A 22769-nucleotide genomic window follows, 5' to 3' on the forward strand; every position below is an offset into this window, starting at 1 on the left:
TAAAATCCCAGATAAAATTTTAATCTCCACCGATTTCCTATCTCTCTTAAAAAGTTCCGCCATTCGTTCCTTTAATACTTCTATCGTCAGCTTCATATCCCCTATTTTTTACTTCCATATTTTTAAATCTTTCTTATCTTGACAGTCTCAAAAATACTTAAATTTTTGTAAAAATATTTTAAGTTAAATTTTAGGATTTTTAAATAATATTTCAACTTAATATTAAACAATTTAATGACATCTATTAGGTAATTTAAGAATATACATTTTTATATGGTGCCGTATAATTAACTATTTGTGATTTCTATTATTGGAGGTGAATCTATGTCCCCAAGAGTTGGGGTATTTGTCTGTTATTGTGGATCAAACATTAATGGTGTTGTAGATTGTGAGGCAGTTAGAGATTTTGCAGAAAAATTAGATGGAGTTGTTGTTGCTAAAACATATCCTTTTATGTGTGCTGATCCAGGTCAAAACTTGATTAAAGAATGTATAAAGGAATATAACTTAGATAGGATCGTTGTAGCTGCATGTACTCCAAAGATCCACGAGCCTACTTTTAGAAATTGTATAAAAGAAGCAGGGTTATCTCCATATTACTTAGAGTTCGTAAATATTAGAGAACAGTGTGCATTTGTACATATGAATGATCCAGAAAAAGCTACTAAAAAGGCAATGGAGTTAGTTGCAGGAGGTGTAGAAAGAGCTAAGAAATTAGAAGATGTTCCTCAAAAAGTTGTTAATGTAGATAAATCTTGCCTTATAATTGGAGGAGGTATTGCAGGAATCCAAGCAGCTCTTGACTTGGGAGATCAAGGTTATAAAGTATATTTAGTAGAGAAAGAGCCATCAATTGGAGGAAGGATGGCTCAACTTGCTAAGACATTCCCAACTGATGACTGTGCTATGTGAATTTTGGCTCCAAAGATGGTTAGCGTTGCAAACCACCCCAATGTTGAGCTCATAACCTATGTCGAAGTTAAAAATGTCGAAGGATACATTGGAAACTTTGAAGTTACAATTGAAAAAAAGCCAAGATATGTTGATGAAAATATTTGTACTGGATGTGGAGCCTGTGCCGCAGTTTGTCCAATTGAAGTTCCAAATGAGTTTGATTTAGGATTAGGTACAAGAAAAGCAATTTATGTTCCATTTGCTCAGGCAGTTCCATTGGTATATACAATAGATATGGAACACTGTATAAGATGTGGACTCTGTGAAAAAGCTTGTGGCCCTGGAGCTATAAGATACGATCAAAAACCAGAAGAGATTAAATTGAAAGTAGGAACAATAATCTGTGCAGTAGGTTATGATGAATTTGATGCAACATTAAAAGAAGAGTATGGATATGGAGTTTATGACAACGTCATAACAACATTAGAATTAGAGAGAATGATTAATCCCGCAGGTCCTACTGGTGGGCATGAAATAAGACCAAGTGATGGAAAGCATCCTCATAGAGTAGTATTTATACAGTGTGTAGGTTCAAGAGATGCTAAAGTTGGAAAACCATACTGTTCAAGAATTTGCTGTATGTTTGCCTTAAAAAATGCTCAGTTACTTAAACAGCATGATCCAAACACTGAAGTTTATATCTGCTATATGGATATCAGGGCTTTCGGTAAAGGATATGAAGAATACTATAGAAGAGCTCAGGAACAGTTTGGAGTTAAGTTCATTAGAGGAAGACCAGCATGCATAATGGAAGATCCAGAAACAAAGAACTTAATTGTTAGAGTAGAAGATACATTGTTAGGAGAAATTGTAGAAATTGAAGCTGATTTAGTTGTATTGTCAGCAGGATTATCACCAAGACCAGACAATCCAAAATTAGCAAAAATGCTTGGTATAGAATTAAGTCCAGATGGATTCTTCAAAGAATTACATCCAAAGTTAGCTCCAGTAAATACAAAAGTTGATGGTGTAGCAATTGCAGGAGTTGCTCAAGGACCAAAAGACATTCCAGATACAGTTGCTCAAGCGAAAGGGGCTGCAAGTGCAGTGTCAATACCAATGGCTCAGGGAGAGTTTAAGATTGAGATGATTAGAGCAGTTGTTGATGAAGATATTTGTGGAGGATGTGAAGTTTGTGCTAAAATGTGTCCATATAATGCTATAACTTATGTAGAAAAAGATGGACATAAAGTAGCTCAAGTTAATGATGTTGCCTGTAAAGGTTGTGGAGCATGTGCTGGAGCATGTCCAAGTGGTGCTATGCAGTTGAGATATTACAGAGATGAGCAAATAATTTCATTTATTGATGGAGTATTAGAAGCTCACCAAAAATTAGAGAGTTAAAAAGGCACAGGCTCCACATCTATTCATATAACTATGGCATAGGTTATGAGCTCAACATTGGGGGTAGATAAATACCAAATGAGGCACCATCCGAAGGCTTTTTGCCAGGATGGTGCTGATGGGAGGGCATGTGCCCGTAATTATCTCTTTCTAATTTCTCTTTACTAATTTAATAGATCGCTATTTAAAACTAATAAAATTCAAATTATAAGGGGATGTGTATGAGTGATCCAATAATAATTGCATTCTGTTGCTATCAATGAGGATATGGGGCTGCAGACTTGGCAGGAACCAGTAAAATGCAATATCCTGCAACCGTAAGGATAGTTAGGCTCCCTTGCACAGGTAAGTTTGACATTACTTATGCATTAAGGGCCTTCCAAAAGGGAGCCGATGCCGTTATGGTTGCAGGATGTAAAAAAGGAGAATGTGTTTATGAAACAGGAAATTTTAAGGCCGAAGAGAGGGTTAGGTTCGCTAAAAAATTATTAGATGAGTTAGGTATTGGTGGGGAGAGAATAGAAATGTTTTTCATGTCTGCTGCCGAGGCAGATAAATTCGTTGCCGCAGCTAATGAAATGACTGAAAGAGTTAAAAAGTTAGGACCTAACCCTCTCAAAGCTCAGTAAAGCCGGAGATTAAAGGGATGAGTTCTCTCGGGAACCCGAAAGGGACCGAGAGAACAACCGCCCCTATGTGAGGGGTTCTCCGGCAATTTAAATAAAATTTTTTAAAGTTTTTAGGGTGATTACCTTGGCAGTTAAAGTTGGAATGATACAGTTATGTGGATGTTCAGGATGCCACATATCATTGTTAGACTTACATGAAAAGTTATTAGATGTATTGCCAAATTTAGAGATAGTCTATGCCCCAATAATTGCAGATCCAAAAGAAATTCCTGAAGGAATAGATGTGTTTTTAGTTGAGGGTGGAGTTAGGAATGAGCATGATGAGTATTTACTTCATGAAATTAGAGAAAAATCAAAAATTGTTATTGCTTGGGGGACATGTGCCGCTTATGGAGGTATTCCAGGATTGGCTAACTTATACACAAAAGAGGAGTTATTAAATACTGTATATTCAACTGATTCAACTGATAATAAAGGAGAAATTCCTTCTGAAGAAATTCCTCCTTTAAAAGATTATGTTAAGCCAATAAGTGATTACATAAAAGTCGATTATATAATTCCAGGATGTCCTCCAACTCCAAAAATGATCGCTGATGCCATTATAGCGTTATTGAATGGAGAAGAACCAAAATTACCAGCAAAAATTGTATGTGATGAATGTCCAAGAAAGAAAGAAAATGTATTTCCTGAAAAATTCAAAAGAACATTTGAAGGAAAGCCAGATCCAGAAAAATGTCTATTTGAGCAAGGTTACACATGTTTAGGATTCGCTACAAGAGCTGGTTGTGGGGCAAAGTGTCCTAAGGCAGGTGTTCCTTGTAGAGGATGTTATGGAAAGACAGATAAATCCTTAGATTTAGGTGCAAATGCGGCAAATGTTTTGGCAAATGCAGGAGAAGCCGCTTTGGAAATACCTGATAAAGTAGCTCTATTAAACAGATTTACATTGCCAGCGGCATTAATTAATAGAAAAGTAAAATAACTTAGATAAATAAACAAGGGTGAATTTATGGGGAAAATAGTAATTGAACCCCTATCAAGGTTGGAAGGTCACGGAAAAGTAACTATAACTTTAGATGAAAATGGTAATCCTAAGGATGTTAAATTACATATAACTGCATTAAGAGGTTTTGAGCAATTTGTTGTGGGAAGACCAGCTGAGGAAGTGCCAAGAATCGTTCCAAGGATCTGTGGAATTTGTCAAACTCCTCACCATTTAGCAAGTGTTAAGGCTGTTGATAACGCATGGGACGTAGAAATTCCTGAACCCGCAAAAAAATTAAGAGAATTAATGAACATTGGTAATATAATTCATAGTCATGCATTGCACTTCTACTTTTTAGCAGCTCCTGATTTTGTTCTTGGAGTAGATGCTGATCCTAAGATAAGAAATGTAATAGGAGTTATAAACAAAGCTCCAGAAGTTGCAAAACAGGCAATTGAATTGAGAAAATTTGGACAGAAAATTGTTGAAATGATTGGAGGGAAAGCAATTCATCCAGTTACTGGGATTCCAGGAGGGCAAGCAAAAAGATTAACTGAAGAAGAGAGAGATGAGTTACTAAAAGATATAGATAGAATGATAGAATATGCCAAGAATGGAGTAGAATTAATAAAGAAATTAAATGAACAGTATATGGACTTAATAAAAACATTAGGAGTTATAGACACATGGTATTTAGGATTAGTTAAAGATGGAAAACATAATGTTTATGATGGAACTTTAAGATTCTTATCTCCTGATGGAAAAGAGAAAGTAGAATTCAAACCTAATGAATATTTAGATTACATTGGGGAACATGTAGTTTCATACAACTATGTTAAGCATCCATTTTATAAAAAAGTTGGATATCCTGAAGGAATTTATAGAGTAGGCCCATTATCAATGTTAAATGTTTGTGATTCAATGGAAACTGATTTAGCTGAAGAATATAGAAAAGAATTCTTTGATATTTTTGGATTTCCAGCAAATCAATCATTAGCTTATCATCATGCAAGATTAATTGAACTTGTTAAAGCATGTGAGAAAGCAAAGATATTGTTAGAAGATAATGACATAACTTCTGATGATATAAAAGCAGAAGTAGAACCTAAAGCCGGAAATGGTGTAGGGGTAGTATATGCTCCAAGAGGGGTTTTAATACACAATTATGAAACAGATGAGAATGGAATTGTTGTTAAGGCAAACATGATAGTAGCATCAACGCATAATGTTCCTACAATGGAAAAAGCGATTCAGCAGGCAGCTAAAGAAATATTTAAATAAAACTTTTTGGAAAATTTAGAATTACGCTCATCCTATTTATCTTATTCCCTTTTTAATTAGTATAATTATTGTGGTGATGAGTATGGCTGAAAAAAGCACAGTAAAAGTTGATGAGGCAAAATTAAACTTAATAGAGATTGTTTTAAGAGCATACGATCCTTGATATTCATGTGCAGCACACATAATAGTAAAAGATAAGAAAGGAGAAAAAATTATTGAAGTTATAAAAGAATAAGCTCACAACCGAACCCTTTTGGGAGGTTGTGAGCTATTATCCCCTTACGCATGGGGATTACGCTAAAATCCTTTTAAGGGTTTTAGATCAAAATCTTTTGAGGAGGATGTGATAATTATGAGCATAACCATACAAAAAGAAGCATGTTTAGTATGTTATGCGTGTCAAGCAGAATGTCCGACAAAGGCGATAGATATAGACAGTTTTAAAGTATGTAGTTTATGCATGTCGTGTGTTAAAGTATGTCCTACTGGGGCGTTAGTGGAGGAAGAGATAGAGATAAATGGGAAGAAGGTAAAGAGGGTAAATTATTTAGCTCATAAATGTAAAAAGTGTGGGCAATGTGCAGAGGCATGTCTAGTAGGGATAAAGAAGGTAGATGATGAATTTCCATATTCGAAGGGGCATTGTGTTCTATGTCAAAAATGTATAGAGGTTTGTCCGATTGAAATTATATCATTGCCTGGAATAATAGACAAACCAAGGAAGGAGATAAAAGTTCCAAAGGAGCCGATAGTAGTTACAGAAGCATGTGTTGGCTGTGGATTATGTGTAGATGAGTGTCCAGTGGATGCAATAAGATTAGAGGGGAATAAGGCGGTAATAGATAAGAGTAAGTGTGTTTACTGTAGTATCTGTGCTCAAACATGTCCATGGAACGCTATCTTTGTTGCTGGTAGAATACCTAAGAAGAGAAGGAAAGAAGTTAAGAAGTTTGAAGTTGATGCAGAAAAGTGTATTTTCTGTTTAAAGTGTGTTGAAATCTGTCCAGGAAATATGATTAAAGTAGATAAAGAGAATATGATCGTTATTCCTCCTAAATCATGTCCCGCTTGTAAGCTATGTGTAAATATCTGTCCAGTCGATGCTTTAGAATTAGATGTTAAATTGGCCTCTCCACATCCGATAACTGACGAAGGATTAGTAATAGTTGAGGAAGATTTCGAAGTATTGAAGAAATGTGCTTCAGTCTGTCCAACTGAGGCAATAGTCGTAGATGAAGAGAAGAAAGAAGTAAGAATGTGTATCGTTTGTGGGGCATGTACTATAGCTTGCCCTACTGGAGCCTTAAAATTGGGTAAAATAGTCCATAACGGTAAAGAATATAATAGAATTGAATTTAGCCCCTACCTATGTGATAGATGCGGTAAATGTGTAGAAGTCTGCCCAATGAAAACATTAAGACTCACTAAGAGTAAAAAACTTCCATTAAAAGGTTACTGCGTAATGTGCCTCCTCTGCCTCTCCTGTGCCCAAGCCGAGAAAAAGAATGTCTTAACACTTAAGTAAATAGAATAAAATACATTTTAGGTGAGTGAATATGGTAAAAGTCGTTAGAAATGTAGTATGCCCATTTTGTGCGACATTATGTGACGATTTGGAGATATTAGTTGAGGATAACCACATAGTAGGAACAAGACACGCATGTAGAATTGGAAATGCTAAATTTATGCACTTCGAGGGAGCTGTTAGATATACAGAACCTTTAATGAGAGAGAACAAAAAAGATGATTTCAAAAAAGTTGATTATGATACAGCAATTGAAGAGACTGCAAGATTATTAGTTGAATCATCCTTACCTTTAATTTACGGATGGAGTGCAACTGAATGTCATTCACAAATGTATGGAGTTGAGTTAGCTGAATTAGTTGGGGCAGTTATTGACAATACAGCAAGTGTTTGACACGGACCTTCAGTTATGGCATTGCAGGATGTAGGATACCCAGTTTGTACATTAGGAGAAGTTAAAAACAGAGCTGATGTAGTTATATTTTGGGGAAGTAATCCAATGCACGCCCACCCAAGACACATGAGTAGATATTCAATATTCGCAAGAGGATTTTTCAGAGAAAGAGGAAGAGAAGACAGAACTATGATTGTTGTAGACCCAAGAGAGACAGATACTGCGAAATTGGCTGATATACACTTGCAAGTTGAACCCCACAAAGATTATGAATTAATAAGTGCAATGAGAGCAGTATTAAAAGGATTTGAATTACAAGTAGATAAAGTCGCTGGAATTCCAGCAGAATTAATTTATGAAGCAGTTGAAATTTGTAAAAATGCTCAGTTTGGGCAATTATTCTTTGCTATGGGAGTAACAATGACAAGAGGTAAGCATAGAAACATTGATAATGCTATTCAATTAGTAATTGACTTAAATGCATATACAAAATTCGGATTAATGCCTATGAGAGGACACTACAATGTAAATGGTTTCAACCAAGTCTTAACATGGGTTACAGGTTATCCATTTGGTATTGATTTCTCAAGAGGTTATCCAAGATACAACCCAGGGGAAACTACAGCTAACGATTTATTACAAAGAGGAGAAACTGACATGATGTTAAATATTGCTTCAGACCCGGGGGCTCACTTCCCACAAAAAGCTGTAAAACACATGGCAAAAATACCATTAGTATGTATAGAACCTCATGAAACTCCTACAACTCAATTAGCAAATATTATAATCCCCCCAGCAATCGCAGGAGTTGAAGTTGAAGGAACAGCATATAGAATGGATGGTGTTCCAATTAAATTAAGAAAAGTTATTGATCCTCCAGAAGGCGTTTTACCAGATAAAGAAATATTAAAGAGGCTCATTAAGAAAGTTAAAGAGATGCTCTAAAAAATTTAATAAGAAAAATATAAATATTGAATTTATACTTAATGAAATATCAGGGTGGGCGTGCAACGCTAACCATCTTTGGGTATCCTACATCCTGCGTTACACGTTAGAGGATGTTGGAGGGGAACCCATAAGGGACCCTCCAACATTATTATTTTAGGCACTTAAATTTATTAATTTAAATTAATAAATTAAATATTATAAATAAAATAATAAAATTATATCGATTTTTCTTTTTTTGCTAAGATTTTGTTAATTCCATCTATAACTGCTTCAACTGAAGCTCTAACTATATCTTCACTTGCTGCTTTTGTAGTAATTTCTTTTCCATATCCTTCTAATGTTACAATAACCTCTGCTAGTGCATCAGTACCTCCAGTTATGGCATTTATATGATACTCTTTAAGTTTTATTTTTTCTCCTATTGCCTTTTGTATGGCTTTAACGGCTGCATCCACTGGTCCAACACCAATAGCTGAAGTTTTTTTAAGATTTTCTTCAATTTTTAAAGCAACTGATGCTGTTGGAATAACTTTATTTCCGGTCATAACTGCTATTTGCTCTAATTCAACAACTCTTTCTTCTTTAGCTAATTTACCGACAACATCTTCGACTATTGCTTCAACATCTCTATCGGTAACTCTCTTTCCTTTATCTCCAAGAGCTTTAATTCTCTTAACTATCTCCTCAAATTGCTCTTTATTTATGTCTTTACCAATCTCAATGCCCAACTCTTTTAACTTTGCCTCAATTGCATGAGTTCCTGTGTGCTTACCTAATATTATTTTTCTCTTCTGTCCAACTAATTCTGGTGGAATTGGTTCGTAGGTTAATGCATGAGCTAAAACTCCATGGGCATGTATTCCGCTTTCATGAGCAAATGCATTTTCCCCAACAATTGCCTTATTTGGTTGAACTTTAATTTCTGTGTATTTTGATACAAGTTGAGAAATTTCATAAAGTTTTTCAGTCTTAATTTTAGTTTTAACTCCATAAATTGACATTAAGCTCATAACAACCTCTTCTAATGCCGCATTCCCTCCTCTTTCTCCTAAACCGTTTATTGTACAATGCACTTGCTCTGCTCCTGCTTCAACTGCCGCTAATGAATTAGCAACTGCTAATCCAAAATCATTGTGGCAATGAACTGATATTGGAACTTTTATTTCTTTTTTTAGCTCATTTATTAAGTAATACATTGCCCTTGGAATCATAACACCAACTGTATCTGGGACATTAATAATATCTGCCCCAGCATCAACTGCCTTTTTATAAACCTCTATTAAATAATCAAGCTCTGTTCTTGTGGCATCTTCTGCTGAAAACTCTACTCTAATTCCATGTTCTTTTATATATTCAATAGCATTAACTGCTATATCAATAATTTCTTCCTTAGATTTCTTTAATTTGTATTTTCTATGCAATGGAGATGTTGCTATAAATGTGTGTATTCTATCTACACCACAATCAATAGCTACATCAATATCTTTTTTAACAGCTCTTGCCAATCCACAAATCTCAGCATTTAAATTTAATGAGCAGATTTTTTTAATTGCCTCTTGCTCACCTAAGGAAGAAACAGGGAAACCAGCTTCAATAACATCAACACCTAAATCATCTAATTTTATAGCAATTTCTATCTTTTCTTCTGGAGTTAATGAAACTCCAGGAGTTTGCTCACCATCTCTAAGTGTTGTATCGAAAATATAAACTCTATTTGGAATATCTATGTTTTTAAGAGCCTTTTTGATAATTTCATTCTCTTCTTTATAAATTATCATAATCCCACCAAAAACTTTAATTTATTAATTACCTATTTGATGAGATATTATAAAAATTTTTATAGAAAAATTTTTTTCTATGAAGTTATAAAAAGATAAAGTATCCAAGATATTAATAGGAAGAAAAAATATTTAATACATTCTTTTATAATTATCTTTATTCAAAAGTTGATTGAGGGATAAGATGAAGATGCTATTAATCCACTCTGATTATTTAGAGTTTGAGGCAAAACAAAAAACTAAAATTGCAGAAGATACTAAGAATTTAAAAGGTAGATTAGATGAGTGTTTAACTTGCTTTATTGCAGTGGAGAGAGAGGATGAAAATAACCCAAAAGGAACTGTTATAGGAGCAGTAGAAGAGATTGAGAAAGTTGCTAATCAGTTAAAAGTTAATAATATTGTTATCTATCCATATGCTCATTTATCAAGTGACTTATCTTCACCTGAAACAGCCATAAAGGTTTTGAAAGATATTGAGAGTATTTTGAAAGAAAAGGGCTATAATGTATTAAGAGCACCATTTGGATGGTATAAAGCATTCAAAATTAGTTGTAAAGGACATCCATTAAGTGAGTTATCAAGAAAGATCGTAGCTAAGGAAGAGAAGAAAGAGAAAGGAGATGAATCTAAGTTTTATTTATTAAATCCAGAAACAGAAGAAGTTATTGAATTAAATGAAGGGAATATTAATATAATCAAAGATGAAGAGCTTTTAGCCTTAGCTAAATATGAATTGGGAATTAAAGAAAATAAAGAAAGAGAAGAACCCCCACATGTAAAGTTTATCAAAGAAAAGGATATTTGCAGTTATGAAGAGGCATCAGATCCTGGGCATTTTAGATGGTATCCAAAAGGTAAGTTAATTAGAGATTTATTGGCTGACTATGTTTATAACATGGTTATTAACTTAGGCGCTATGCCTGTTGAAACACCAATTATGTATGATTTAGGAAATCCTGCTATTAGAGAGCATGCTGATAAATTTGGTGAGAGGCAGTATAGGTTTAGACAAGGAAATAGAGAATTGATGTTAAGATTTGCAGCATGTTTTGGGCAGTTTATGATGAAAAAAGACATGTATTTGTTGCCAAGATATTTGCCTTTAAAACTTTATGAGCTATCAACATACAGCTTTAGATATGAGCAAAGAGGAGAATTAGTAGGTTTAAAGAGGTTAAGATGCTTTACAATGCCAGATATGCATACAGTCTGTTTAGATTTAAAACAAGCAATGGAAGAGTTTGAAAAACAATTTTGGGAGTGTTTAAAGACTAGGGAGGATTTAAATTTAAGTTATTCAGTAATATTTAGATTTACAAAGGACTTTTTTGATGAGCATAGAGATTGGTTCTTTAAGATATCTAAGGAATACAAAAATAAATATGGAAAAGATGTTATCTTAGAAATTCTCCCTAAAAGAAAACACTATTGGGTTGGTAAGGTAGATATTGCTGTAATAGATAGCTTAGGAAGACCTATTGAAAATCCAACTGTCCAAATAGATGTTGAAAGTGCTAAAAGATTTAATATAAAAGTGCATACAAATGAAGGGGAAGTTTATCCAATAATATTGCACTGCTCTCCAACTGGTTCAATTGAGAGAGTTATATGTGGTTTGCTAGAAAAAGCAGCAATAGATGCAGAAAAAGGAAAACTTCCTATGTTACCAGTTTGGTTATCTCCAATACAGATTAGAGTAATTCCAGTTGCAGATAAGCATTATGAATATGCATTAAAAATAGTTGAAAAGTTAAGAGAAAGTAATATTAGAGCAGATCTTGATGATAGAGAAGACAGTGTAAGTAAAAAAATTAGAAATGCTGGAAAAGAATGGATACCTTATGTAGTAGTTATTGGAGATGAAGAAATGGAATCTGGAAAATTAACAGTAACAATTAGAGAGAAATCAACTTTAAAAAAGCCTTATAAAGAGAAGATGACATTAGATGAGTTGATTGAAAGAATTAAAAAAGAAACTGGAAAATATCCATATAGACCTTTGCCTCTACCAATAAGATGTTCATTACAGCCAAAATTCCATTAAAAAAAAATAAAAATTAAATTTTTTATTGAAGTAGTATAACTTGCTATCTTTACCATCAAAGTATTCTAGATGGATCATTCTTGTAAAGTCTTTCATTAGTAGATTTATATATAAGTTCATTATACTTTATATTTAAGTTGCTAATTTAAGTAAAAATATTCCTAATAATACACAATATATTGAAGGCAGAAACGCTTGAATAATAAGAAGCTTTAATGCTACATCCTTTGGATACAATCCTGTATAATATGGTAAAATTCTTGTCCACCATTCATAAGTTAAAACAAACCATCCATTTCCAAGAAACATACAGCCTAAAATAGTATAAATCGAGTAATTATATCCTAACATAATCTTTGCAATACCGTAAGCTATTCTTGGTGATATAATAGATGCTGCTATATAAGATATTCCAAGAGAGTCTAATCCAAGATTTTTAAATATAGGGAATAATATAATAGATATTTTTTCCAATAATCCAAAGGATATCATTAATACCATAATTAGAAATATTATTGTAAATTTTACTATAAAATCAATAGATAATTTTAAACCTTTTATAATACTATTTTTTAAAACATCTTTTGAAAATCTAATATTGATATTATTTAGATTAAAATCATTAATTTCTATATTCTTATATTTTTTCCTACTAACAATTATAACAACAACTAAAAGAAAAATATCAAAAATAATCCTTAAACCTATAAAATACAATGTAACTACCCCAAGAAGTGGAAATAGAACAGGTAAATAATATTTGTAAATATACATTATCCTTAAAGAAAAATTAGAAGCCAATATAGCGCCATATAAATCAAAAGGTTTAATTTCTCCTCTTTTTAACAATGCACTCGCGTTTGTATGAGCCAATCTTGGACTTACAAGATATAAAGTAGGAATAATGGACAAAGAAGGATGTATCCCAAGTTTTGCTATTTTAGATGTTTTCTTTCCAATTAATTTTATTAAATTTGTCTCATTTAACAATTCTGCAATAAAATATCCAAATGTTATAGAAAATATTGAACTAAAATATAAATTTAAAAAATCCAACAACCCCACCATTTTATAAGTTTTATAGGTTCTCTTCTATCATTCCCTCAATTTCTAAGTATTTCTTTCTTAATTTTTCTTTTGTCTCTTCATCTGCTTTCCACATACCCCTTTCTATTGCTTCCAATAACCTTTCAGTTATATTTAATAAGGCATAAGGATTATTTTCTTTAAAGAATTTTTCCATTTCCTTATCAAAAACATACTTCTCAGCAATTTTTTGATACATCCAATCATCTATTATGTTTGAGGTTGCATCCCATTGGAACATATGATCTATATACTTTGAGAAATCACTCGCTCCTTTATATCCATGCTTTTTTAATCCTTCAATCCACTTTGGATTCATAATTTTTGTTCTAAATATTTGTTTTCCTTCCTCTTTCAAATGTTTTGTCTTAATTTTATTTGGATTTGATGTATCTCCAATATAACTCTTTGGTTGCTTGCCAGAGTAGTAAGTTACTGCTGCAATCATTCCACCGTGATAACTGTTGAAGTCATCTCCCTCAAAAATGTCCCATTCTTGGCTATCTTCATTTTTAACAGTTAATTCAATCTTTGAAAGTCTATTGATAAATTCTTCCTTTGCTTCAACTCCATAAATACCTTTTCCATAAACATAACCTCCCCATTCAACATAAACTTTTGCCAAATCCTCCAAGGATTTCCAATTTTTCTCTGTCAATAAATCAGATACTCCCGCTCCATAACATCCAGGCTTGCATCCAAATATTCTATATAACGATGTTTCTCTTGCAGTTTTCTCATCCATCCCTCTCTTTATCTTTTCTTCAACCTCTTGTTTGTAGTGTTTTTTTACAAAGTTTAAATCATCTGGTTCATCTAAATTAGCAACAGTCCTTATTGCCTCATCGATTAAGTCAATAACTTGTGGAAAAGTATCTCTAAACAAGCCACTAATCCTTAGAGTTACATCAATTCTCGGCCTTCCTAATTCTTCTAATGGTATAACTTCTATTCCTACAACTCTACCCATCTTATTCCATACAGGTCTAACTCCTAATAAATATAGAATTTCTCCAATATCATCTCCTTTCGTCCTCATTGTAGGAGATCCCCAAACAACAATTCCTAAATACTCTGGATATTTACCTTCTTCTTCTAAATATTTTTTAAGTAAATCATCAGCCAATCTCTTTCCCATCTCATATGCAGATTTTGTTGGAATCTCCTGAGGATTGCAAGAATAAAAGTTTCTTCCAGTAGGTAGGCAGTTAATATCCTTTGTTGGAGCTCCCGCTATTCTTGGTGGGATATATTTTCCTTCTAAGGCATTTACAGCATTTTCAATCTCTTCATTTACTCTCATTAAATTTCTATATATTTTTGAGACAGTTTTTAAGATTTCTCTTAATTCAGAATTAATTTCTATTGTTTTTAACTCATTAATTTTGTTCTCATCAAAGTTGTATTTCATATACTCCTTCAATAAATTTAATCCAATTTCATATATTTTATCAATAATTTTATGATATTTTCCTTTTTCTTCATTTAGTTTATCCCAATCATATCCCAATATCTTAGAAATTATTTCTAAATACTTAAATTGGTATCTAATAATCATAAAGAGCATATTAACTAATTTCTCCCCTTCTAATGGAACTCCCATTATATGCAATCCTTCATTTATTTGCCTATTCTTTAACTCCTCTAAGTAATCGTGAATTTTATTTAAAAGATTTTCAAAATTCTCTTCATTAATATTTTCATCTATAATCTTTCCGTCCATTAAATCTTCATCCAACTTTAATTCTTTAATTTTATTTATAATATTTTCTTTTAAAAACTTCTTCTTTTCCTTATTTTCTATTTCATAATATTCATCAATCTGTCGTTCTAACTCTTCTAATTCTCCATACAAATCAGATGTCGTCATTGGAGGAATTAAGTGGCTTATTATAGTTGCATAACTTCTCCTTTTTGCCTGCGTTCCCTCTCCTGGATTATTTACAATATATGGATAAATATTAGGAAGTTCCATACAAATATCTGGATAACAATCTCTTGACAAACCCGCCCCCTTTCCAGGAAGCCATTCTAAACTTCCATGTTTCCCTATATGCATAACTGCATCTGCTTTAAAAACATCCTTAATCCATTTGTAAAAGGCAATATAATAGTGTGTTGGTGGCATATCTGGGGAATGATAAATTGCAGAGGGATTCTCTCCAAAGCCCCTTGGTGGTTGAACAGAGATGAAGATATTTCCATTTATTATTCCTGGAATTATTAATTCTCCATCAAAGTTCATAACTTTTCCTGGAATTGCTCCCCAATTTTTTATGAGTTCTTTTTTTACTTTCTCAGATAATGAGTTGAACCATCTTTCATAATCCTCCTTTTTAACTTTCCCCACTGCCTTTTTTATAACTTCTTCTGTTAAAAATCTCTTATCATTTGTTGCATAGTTTAGCATTTTTTTAATTAATTCCGTTCCATTTTTATATATCTCATTAACAATAAAACCTCTCTTTTTTAATTCTTTTAATATATTTAAAACACTTTCTGGGCTATCTAACCCAAAGGCACTTGCAATTTTATCATTCCTTGGTGGATAGTTGTGGAAGATTATTGCTATCCTTTTTTCATTGTTTGGTTTTAACTTTAAATTTGCATATTTTATAGATAATTCAACAATCTTTTCAGCTCTATCTTTTATTGCTTTATATCTTATAATTGGAACTCCAACATCTCCATCTTTAACCTTTTTCTTCCCACCTATCGGAATATGTATTATTGCCCCATCAAATTCAGGCATAGCCATTCCAATAACTAAGTCAATAGGATTAATTCCAGATATTGATTTTTCCCAATCCTCAATAAATCCTGTACTTATAATTCCTTGTAAAATAGGAACATTTAATTTTTTTAAAAATTCTGGCTCATCTTTTAATATATCAGCCTTAACTCCCATAGATAATGTGAACATGGTTGTGTTTATTAAAGCATGAATAAATGGCTTCCCATCTTTATAGAAAAATTTTTTAAAGACTTCTAATGTCCCAATAGCTCCTAATTCATTTTTTAAATGGGATGTAAAAACAGCTATTGGAATAGCTCCTTTATCTTCAATAATTTCAATTAAATCTTTTAGATAATCTATATTATTTGCAATAAACCAATTTCTATAAAATAAAACTCCAATTATTGGTTTTCCAACTATATCCTTTCCAATATTTTTTAAATAATCTAAATAATCATCCAAAGTTTTGAAGTATTTGTTTTTGTAATAAATTCCCTGCCATGGCATTGGCTTTGGTTCTTCATAGGGTATGTTTTTATCTCCAAACTTATTGGCTAAGTATAATAATAGATTTTTGTAATTTTCAACACCTTCGTAACCCAAATATTTAATAACCTTTAACTTAACTTCCTCACATACAGTTGTAGCCTTATCTAAATCAGGATGAACTTCATTTAATGTTGGCAAAGGCAAAAAAGGGATATTATGTTTATCAACAAATGCTTTTAATTCATCAAAATATTTAAATGAATTTTTTCCTCCCATGAGTTTTGTAAATACAATGTTAGCATCTTTAATAAATTCTAAAAAATCTCTAAACTCCTTCTCACTACATTGATAGTTTAGTATTTTAAATTCGATTCCATACTTTTTTACATCTTTATATGCCTCTTCAAAAACTAAATCATCACTATCAACAGTTGAAACAAATCCTATCTTTATCATTATTTTCACCATTCAGATTAAGTAAATTCAGATTAATTAATTATTTATATTATATATTTATGTAATGTATGTTAAAAATTTTTTGTAATTAATTAAAATAATTTGGTGATATTATGGAAATGGAAAAAAAGAAAGAACTTTTAAAGAAAATCAGAGAATTTATGATTTTAAATTTAGAGATTAAAAAACTATCAAAAGAATTGGGAATTTATGAGATACATGACACTTATGAAGAGGTTACAAAACTTGTTAGAAAACCAAATAAAAGATTATATAAAATGCTCTATGATGCAATAATGGAAATAGAATATGAGGAATTTGGTGGAAAGAAAAGGAAAGAAATTCCCTGGTTTCCAAAGATTAACTATGAAAAATGCAAAAATTGTAAAAAATGTGTTGAATTTTGTCCTAAGGGAGTGTATGATATAGAAAATGGTAAAGTTGTTGTTAAATATCCCTACAACTGTATAATTAACTGTAACGCCTGTTCATATATGTGCTGTGAAAACAATGCAATAATTTTTCCAAAGAATAAAATAGAAAAATTAGATAGTGATAGATTATGAAAATTGGTTATTTAAGTGTTAGTGATAAAATAACAGTTATGTGTTATGGATGTAATTTTAAATGCAAAAATTGTTTTGTTAAGATAGAAAGTTATAAAGAAATCCTTCCAATTGAATTATGCAAAATAATTGATAATCTATGTAATAAAAAGAAAATAAACACTGTATTAATCGCTGGTGGTGAGCCTACTCTACAAGAGGATTTATTAGAATTTACAAAATTGTTGAAAAGTAAAGATAGAAAAGTAATTTTAACAACAAATGGATATTATTTAAAAAATATTGTTAATGATTTATTTGTTGATGAAATACATGTTGATTTAAAGGCATTTGATGATGAAAAACACAAATATCTAACTGGAAAATCAAATAAAAATGTTTTAATATGTATAAAATATTTAGCAAAGAAAAAATTTAATTTTGAGGTAGATACTGTTTTAATTCCTAATATTGTTGATATCGATGAGATTGAGAAAATAGCTAAGTTTTTAAGTAAATGGGATGTTAGATATAGAATTATTGGATATATTCCATTCAATAATAATCTAAATGCACGAAAACCAACAAAGGAAGAACTTTTAAAGGCAAAAGAAATAGCAAAAAAATATTTAAGTAATGTAACTACCTCATTAGATTTTAGAAGGCATAAAAAAGTTAAAGAAATTATAAAATTTGATAAATAAAGTTTTTAATTTTTAGATGAGCTTTAATAATTGGGATTCTAAATCTTTAATGCTTCCACTGTATTTTATAACTTTTTCAGCATTTTCTATAAGTTTTAAGTTTAATTTATTCATCTCCCCAACTGGAAAGTTTGTATCTATCACAACATCGCACATTTTTAAGAATTTTAATGCTTTATTAAAACTATTTTCAGAAATTGGTTGATATGCTTTCTCTTCGATAATCTCAACTTCCATTGTTTTAGCTATTATATAATCAATATCATTTTCATGTAAAATTCCACAATAAACCTTATATCCATTCTTAACTAAATATCTTAAAATATTAGCCCCACTTCCGCCTCCACAAACAACAAAAACTTTTTTATTGTTAGTATTTTCATTTTTTAATTCAAAATAACCTATTTCTTTACTAAAATTTGCACTTTTTAAGTCATATAAATTATTTACAGTTTCTTTGTCCATAACGTCCTCTGGATGTCCATAAGATATTATTCTACCATTTTTTATTAATGCTATTTTATCAGCAACTCTTAATGCCAATTCTATGTCGTGAATAGTTACAATTATGGCAAGATTTTTTTCAGTAGCCAATTTTCTCAACAACAAAGTAAGTTCTATTTTATGCTTTGCATCTAAGAAGGATGTAGGTTCATCTAAAATTAAAACCTTTGGTTCTTGTGCTAACGCCCTTGCAATCATTATCTTCTGTCTCTCTCCATCACTCATTTCAAGAAAGTTTTTTTCTAATAAGTGAAGAGCATTAACAGCCTTTGCAGAATTTATAATAATTTCTTTATCTCTCTCTGATAATCTTCCAAATAAATCTGTATATGGATGCCTACCTATTGCAATTATATCAAATCCTGTTAAATTTCCTGGATTTACTCTCTCTGTTAAAACTACTGCCATCTGTTTAGCAAGTTCAGAAGGTTTTAGTTTATGTATTATTTTTGAATCCAAATAAACAACTCCTTTTATCGGTTTTAAATATGTTGCTATACATTTTAAAAGTGTAGATTTCCCTACACCGTTTGGACCAATTATTGCTAAAATTTCTCCCTCCTTAACTTCTAAATTTACATTATCTACAACAATCCTCTTATGATAACCAACGGCAAGATTTTCAGTTTTCAGCATTAAATCACCTAAAAAATAGATTATCTAATTATTAAAATTATTATTAACCCTATTAAAAATCCAATTAAAGATAGCCAAATATTTGGTTCGTTTTCAATATCTATTCTTTTTGTAACTGTGTAATTTTTTACGATTTTATTAATTTTTATAATAACTTTTGACTGATTCATTTTTATATTATAATAATAATCATTAAATTTCACTTTTTTTGGCTTATTAATTTCAACAGATTCTTTAAAATTCCATATATAATCTTTTAATCTCTTATAAGGCATATAATATATAACATAACCTTTTATTTCTGTACTTTGTGAAATATTTATTGGAATTGAAAATATTTTTGTTTCATTTGGTTGTAATTCAAATTCTATTGATGTTTCATTTGGTATATAGTTTCCATAATCTACAAAGTAAATATATCCTCTAATCTTTTTATTGAATGGATTTTTAACTGTAATATTACAATATATTGTTACATTTGTCTCATTTGTTCCATTAAGATATATTGTTCTATTACTAAGTGAAACATTAATAGGATTTAACTTCTTTATTTCAATTACACACTCATCATAAGATGTATGACCAAAAGTATCATTAACTTTTAATTTTACAATATAAACTCCTTCTTTTTTATATTTATGAATTGGATTTGGAGATGTTGAAGTTGAATTATCACCAAAATTCCAATAGTAGTGAAGTTCAGTACTTCCCTCACATAAAGAATAGAAATGTACTTCATAATTATCAACAATTTCATATACAAAGTATGCTTTTGGTAATGATATATTTTCCTCCGCTATTGGGATTATATGAATAGTCATTGTGTCTTTCAATGGAACTTCTACAATTTCTCCGTTTTCATCAAACAGGTAAATATAGGAAATTTTTAGTTCTGTTGTTAGATTCTCATTTTTTAGTGGCTCTATCCAAAATGATAAAATGGTAAAATTACCACTTTTTGTTCCATTTATTTTAATATCAAAATTTAATGTTCCATTTTCAACAGTCCAATTTTTCTCAATCGTATTTAAACTTATAGATATATCACTTATTTTTAATACAGAAGAATTATAGGTTATTTTTCCTTTAATTTCAGATATGTTTGCATCAATATTTTTTGCCTCAATGTAACAAAGTTCGGCATCTCCATAAGAAATATTTTGTTCAGTAGTATGAAAACCAACATACTTTTCTGTTATAGTTTCATATCCTATTGTGAAATTTGCAGGTTTTACAATAGTTTCATTACCATTTATTTTTATAGATGCATTAATTATGTAATTTCCAGTTTTATTAGTAAAAAATGTTAATTTCATCAAATCAAAGTTTTCTTTTGATGTATTTAAATTTATGAAAAAAGATAAACTGTTATTATTATAATTTAAATTTACTTTGGAAATGTTATCTTCCAAATAATAGAAGTTTAAATTTACTAAAGTTAAATTAGGATAATATATTGTTCCTGTTATATTGGTTATATTTCCTTTTGCATTTTTTATTGAAACAATTGTATCAAAATTTTCATTTACTTTTGGATTTATAGGGGTTATTTCTACAATTGTTGAATTTAATCCAATAATAGTTACATTTACAGAGTTATAGGTTACATTTTTTAATAAATCTCCATTTTCATCAGAAAGTACAGGCTTTTGAGTAATTTTATATGTACCATTATTTAATGTCCTAAATTTCAAAGTAGCAATTGTAAAGTTTCCAGATGGATAATTACTAAACCACCACAATTTTATAATTATTATACCAACAGAATTATTATTTGAATTTGCATTATTAGTTAGATTACTTAAAATAGGTATATTTTTTAAATATGCATTATATGTTGGATTATATATTTCTATAGAAACATTTTTTAAATTTGCACTATTACTTATATTACTTAAAATTATATCTTCTGGTGTTATATTTAAAGAAATTGGATAATATATAGTATCCTGAAATCCACTTAATTTTTCAGATGTATTAACAGTTAGAGTTAAAGTAAAGGAGTCATATTCATTGACAGTAATATTTTCTGGAATTAGTTTAACTTCATCCCCTAAACTTGTATGAAAATATAATATAAATGGAATTAAAATTAATATTAAAAATTTCTGTCTCATTGTTATCCCCTTTATATTTATTATTTAAATTTCATTAATATTAGCCCAAAAAGTACACCTATTAACAATCCAGAAACTAAATAAAGAATATCAGTTTCTATATTATTAAAATCGATCTTTTTTTCAACAATTATCTTAACAACAGGCTGATATTCAGTTACATTAATTTCTTTAACAATAACTTCTGGCTTAGTAATATTTGGGGTTATATATATTCTGTTTATTATGGTAGAATATGATGATATTGTTCCTAAAGATTCAGATTCTTCTTTTAAATTTTGAGTAGATATGTTTGATATATTTTTAACTCCTTTAATAATAACTTTTGCTCCAAAAAATTCAGTAGTAGGATACCTTTTCAATTGGAGAGTTTGATACTCTTCATATGTCTGTATCCCATTGTATGCATATCCTAATGCTGAACTAACGACCCCTGAAATATTTAATTGGGTCTCTCCTTCTTTAATTGGAACAAACATTATTTCTCCAATACAAAAATCTTCTTCAATAGGTTTTTTAAAAACGATTTTTAGTGAGAAGGTGCCATTTTTAAAATCATAATATTTTAGCATCCCCTCTTTATTACATAAACTACTCCAATTAAATCCATATGGTTTTAGATAATCAGGAGAATAATTTATATTTATTTGAACCCCTCTACATCCTCCATCCTCTTCTCCATCACTATACTTAATATCACCAATTTTGGGAATATTTTCAACAGTTATATTAAACTTAACTATACTTCCATTAGTAACGACTTCATTAGGGACTAATTTAACATATACACTGTCTCCATAACTAATATTTAGAATAAAAACAAAAAATAGAAAAAGAATTAAAAAATATCTGTTCATTATTAATCACCTTTTTTTAACTATGTATGCTATGACTCCAATTAATACAATTATAATTATTAAAATAGCTAATAATGTAGAATTAAACGAAAATGTACTATTTTCTTTAAGATTTTTAGAAGTATTCGATATATTTAACACTTTCAATTCTAAAGTTTTTATAGGAATTTTTATAGCATTTCCCTCACTGTCAGATCCTACAGCCTTTATTTCTATCCAAGCATTTCCGGGTTTTAGTGCTTTTATTATTATTTCTCCAACTTTAAAGTCACTATTTTTTGGTTTATTTAAAAAAGCATATTGAATTAACGCACTATTATTATTATTTTTTGTTAAGTTTAGATCTGCTCCAATATTATAGTTTATAACTTTTTCTATCATCAAATTATCTGAAACATAAATATTACACTGTAAACCTCCACAATTTGAAACATTCTTTGCATAAATCTCTACATTAAATACTTCTCCTTTTTTTACTTCGGTAGGAGCTTTTACTATGAGGTCTATAGCCATACATGTTGGTAAAATAAAGAAAATCAATAATATCATATATTTTTTTATTTTATTCACAATATCACCAAATTAATATTTATTTTATATTATGGAGACTGTCAAGATAAGAAAGATTTAAAAATATGGAAGTAAAAAATAGGGGATATGAAGCTGACGATAGAAGTATTAAAGGAACGAATGGCGGAACTTTTTAAGAGAGATAGGAAATCGGTGGAGATTAAAATTTTATCTGGGATTTTA

The 22769-nt window shown here is 30.4% G+C and carries 17 protein-coding genes and 2 pseudogenes; 11 read left to right on the forward strand and 8 right to left on the reverse strand.

Translation table 11 applies throughout. The features are described 5' to 3' along the window. Positions 1-96, reverse strand: a pseudogene (locus HZY31_RS05725) (IS6 family transposase); the annotation flags it as partial. 228 nt (positions 97-324) lie between these two features. On the opposite strand from HZY31_RS05725, the gene HZY31_RS05730 reads away from it, so the two are divergent. The 7 genes from HZY31_RS05730 (at position 325) to HZY31_RS05760 (ending at position 8057) form a co-directional block, all read left to right on the forward strand. Next, positions 325-2298, forward strand: coding sequence for a CoB--CoM heterodisulfide reductase iron-sulfur subunit A family protein (locus HZY31_RS05730; protein WP_297318469.1), 1974 nt, complete (start codon positions 325-327; stop codon positions 2296-2298). A 221-nt stretch (positions 2299-2519) separates the two neighbouring features. After that, positions 2520-2927 (forward strand): F420-non-reducing hydrogenase iron-sulfur subunit VhuD, encoded by a 408-nt coding sequence (gene vhuD / locus HZY31_RS05735; RefSeq protein WP_297318470.1) that lies wholly within the window; start codon positions 2520-2522, stop codon positions 2925-2927. Between the two features lie 115 nt (positions 2928-3042). Next, complete coding sequence (vhuG, locus tag HZY31_RS05740; protein ID WP_463671221.1) at positions 3043-3909, forward strand: F420-non-reducing hydrogenase subunit VhuG; 867 nt, start codon at positions 3043-3045, stop codon at positions 3907-3909. Between the two features lie 27 nt (positions 3910-3936). Beyond that, positions 3937-5193, forward strand: coding sequence for a F420-non-reducing hydrogenase Vhu subunit A (gene vhuA / locus HZY31_RS05745; protein ID WP_297318471.1), 1257 nt, complete (start codon positions 3937-3939; stop codon positions 5191-5193). A gap of 82 nt (positions 5194-5275) precedes the next feature. Then, the gene (vhuU, locus tag HZY31_RS05750) at positions 5276-5428 is read left to right on the forward strand and encodes a F420-non-reducing hydrogenase selenoprotein subunit VhuU (protein ID WP_214399425.1); all 153 of its coding nucleotides are present in this window, start codon (positions 5276-5278) and stop codon (positions 5426-5428) included. 117 nt (positions 5429-5545) lie between these two features. Continuing rightward, positions 5546-6718, forward strand: coding sequence for a F420-non-reducing hydrogenase associated-polyferredoxin VhuB (gene vhuB, locus HZY31_RS05755; RefSeq protein ID WP_297318472.1), 1173 nt, complete (start codon positions 5546-5548; stop codon positions 6716-6718). A gap of 31 nt (positions 6719-6749) precedes the next feature. Then, entirely contained in the window at positions 6750-8057 is a 1308-nt protein-coding gene (locus HZY31_RS05760; RefSeq protein WP_297318473.1) for a formylmethanofuran dehydrogenase subunit B, read from the forward strand. 218 nt (positions 8058-8275) lie between these two features. Here the strand turns inward: HZY31_RS05760 and HZY31_RS05765 are convergent, their stop codons facing one another. Beyond that, a complete protein-coding gene (locus HZY31_RS05765; RefSeq protein ID WP_297318474.1) occupies positions 8276-9838 on the reverse strand; it encodes a 2-isopropylmalate synthase in 1563 nt (520 codons plus the stop codon). A gap of 184 nt (positions 9839-10022) precedes the next feature. Between HZY31_RS05765 and HZY31_RS05770 the strand changes: the two genes are divergently transcribed. Next, a complete protein-coding gene (locus tag HZY31_RS05770) occupies positions 10023-11885 on the forward strand; it encodes a threonine--tRNA ligase (protein ID WP_297318475.1) in 1863 nt (620 codons plus the stop codon). A gap of 132 nt (positions 11886-12017) precedes the next feature. Here HZY31_RS05770 and HZY31_RS05775 read toward each other — a convergent pair whose 3' ends face one another. Beyond that, positions 12018-12941: a hypothetical protein gene (locus HZY31_RS05775; RefSeq protein ID WP_297318476.1), complete on the reverse strand. Its 924-nt coding sequence runs from the start codon at positions 12939-12941 to the stop codon at positions 12018-12020. A gap of 22 nt (positions 12942-12963) precedes the next feature. Then, positions 12964-16653: a cobaltochelatase subunit CobN gene (cobN, locus tag HZY31_RS05780; protein ID WP_297318477.1), complete on the reverse strand. Its 3690-nt coding sequence runs from the start codon at positions 16651-16653 to the stop codon at positions 12964-12966. A gap of 119 nt (positions 16654-16772) precedes the next feature. On the opposite strand from cobN, the gene HZY31_RS05785 reads away from it, so the two are divergent. After that, entirely contained in the window at positions 16773-17219 is a 447-nt protein-coding gene (locus HZY31_RS05785; RefSeq protein ID WP_297318484.1) for an ATP-binding protein, read from the forward strand. Further along, positions 17216-17902: a radical SAM protein gene (locus HZY31_RS05790; protein ID WP_297318478.1), complete on the forward strand. Its 687-nt coding sequence runs from the start codon at positions 17216-17218 to the stop codon at positions 17900-17902. The genes HZY31_RS05785 and HZY31_RS05790 overlap by 4 nt, the downstream gene beginning before the upstream one ends. A gap of 12 nt (positions 17903-17914) precedes the next feature. Here the strand turns inward: HZY31_RS05790 and HZY31_RS05795 are convergent, their stop codons facing one another. From HZY31_RS05795 to HZY31_RS05810, 4 genes are read right to left on the reverse strand one after another with little or no spacing between them, the layout of a single operon-like run. Next, positions 17915-19042 (reverse strand): ABC transporter ATP-binding protein, encoded by a 1128-nt coding sequence (locus HZY31_RS05795; RefSeq protein WP_297318479.1) that lies wholly within the window; start codon positions 19040-19042, stop codon positions 17915-17917. Between the two features lie 20 nt (positions 19043-19062). Beyond that, positions 19063-21159, reverse strand: a complete 2097-nt coding sequence (locus HZY31_RS05800; RefSeq protein ID WP_297318480.1) for a PKD domain-containing protein — start codon at positions 21157-21159, stop codon at positions 19063-19065. Positions 21160-21179: 20 nt separating this feature from the next. Next, positions 21180-22016 (reverse strand): hypothetical protein, encoded by an 837-nt coding sequence (locus HZY31_RS05805; protein ID WP_297318481.1) that lies wholly within the window; start codon positions 22014-22016, stop codon positions 21180-21182. A gap of 6 nt (positions 22017-22022) precedes the next feature. Beyond that, complete coding sequence (locus tag HZY31_RS05810; protein WP_297318482.1) at positions 22023-22586, reverse strand: hypothetical protein; 564 nt, start codon at positions 22584-22586, stop codon at positions 22023-22025. Positions 22587-22673: 87 nt separating this feature from the next. Between HZY31_RS05810 and HZY31_RS05815 the strand changes: the two are divergent. Then, positions 22674-22769 (forward strand): annotated as a pseudogene (locus HZY31_RS05815) (IS6 family transposase); the annotation flags it as partial.

Source organism: Methanocaldococcus sp. (assembly GCF_024490875.1).
In the GTDB taxonomy this organism is placed as follows: domain Archaea; phylum AGJL01; class Methanococci; order Methanococcales; family Methanocaldococcaceae; genus Methanocaldococcus.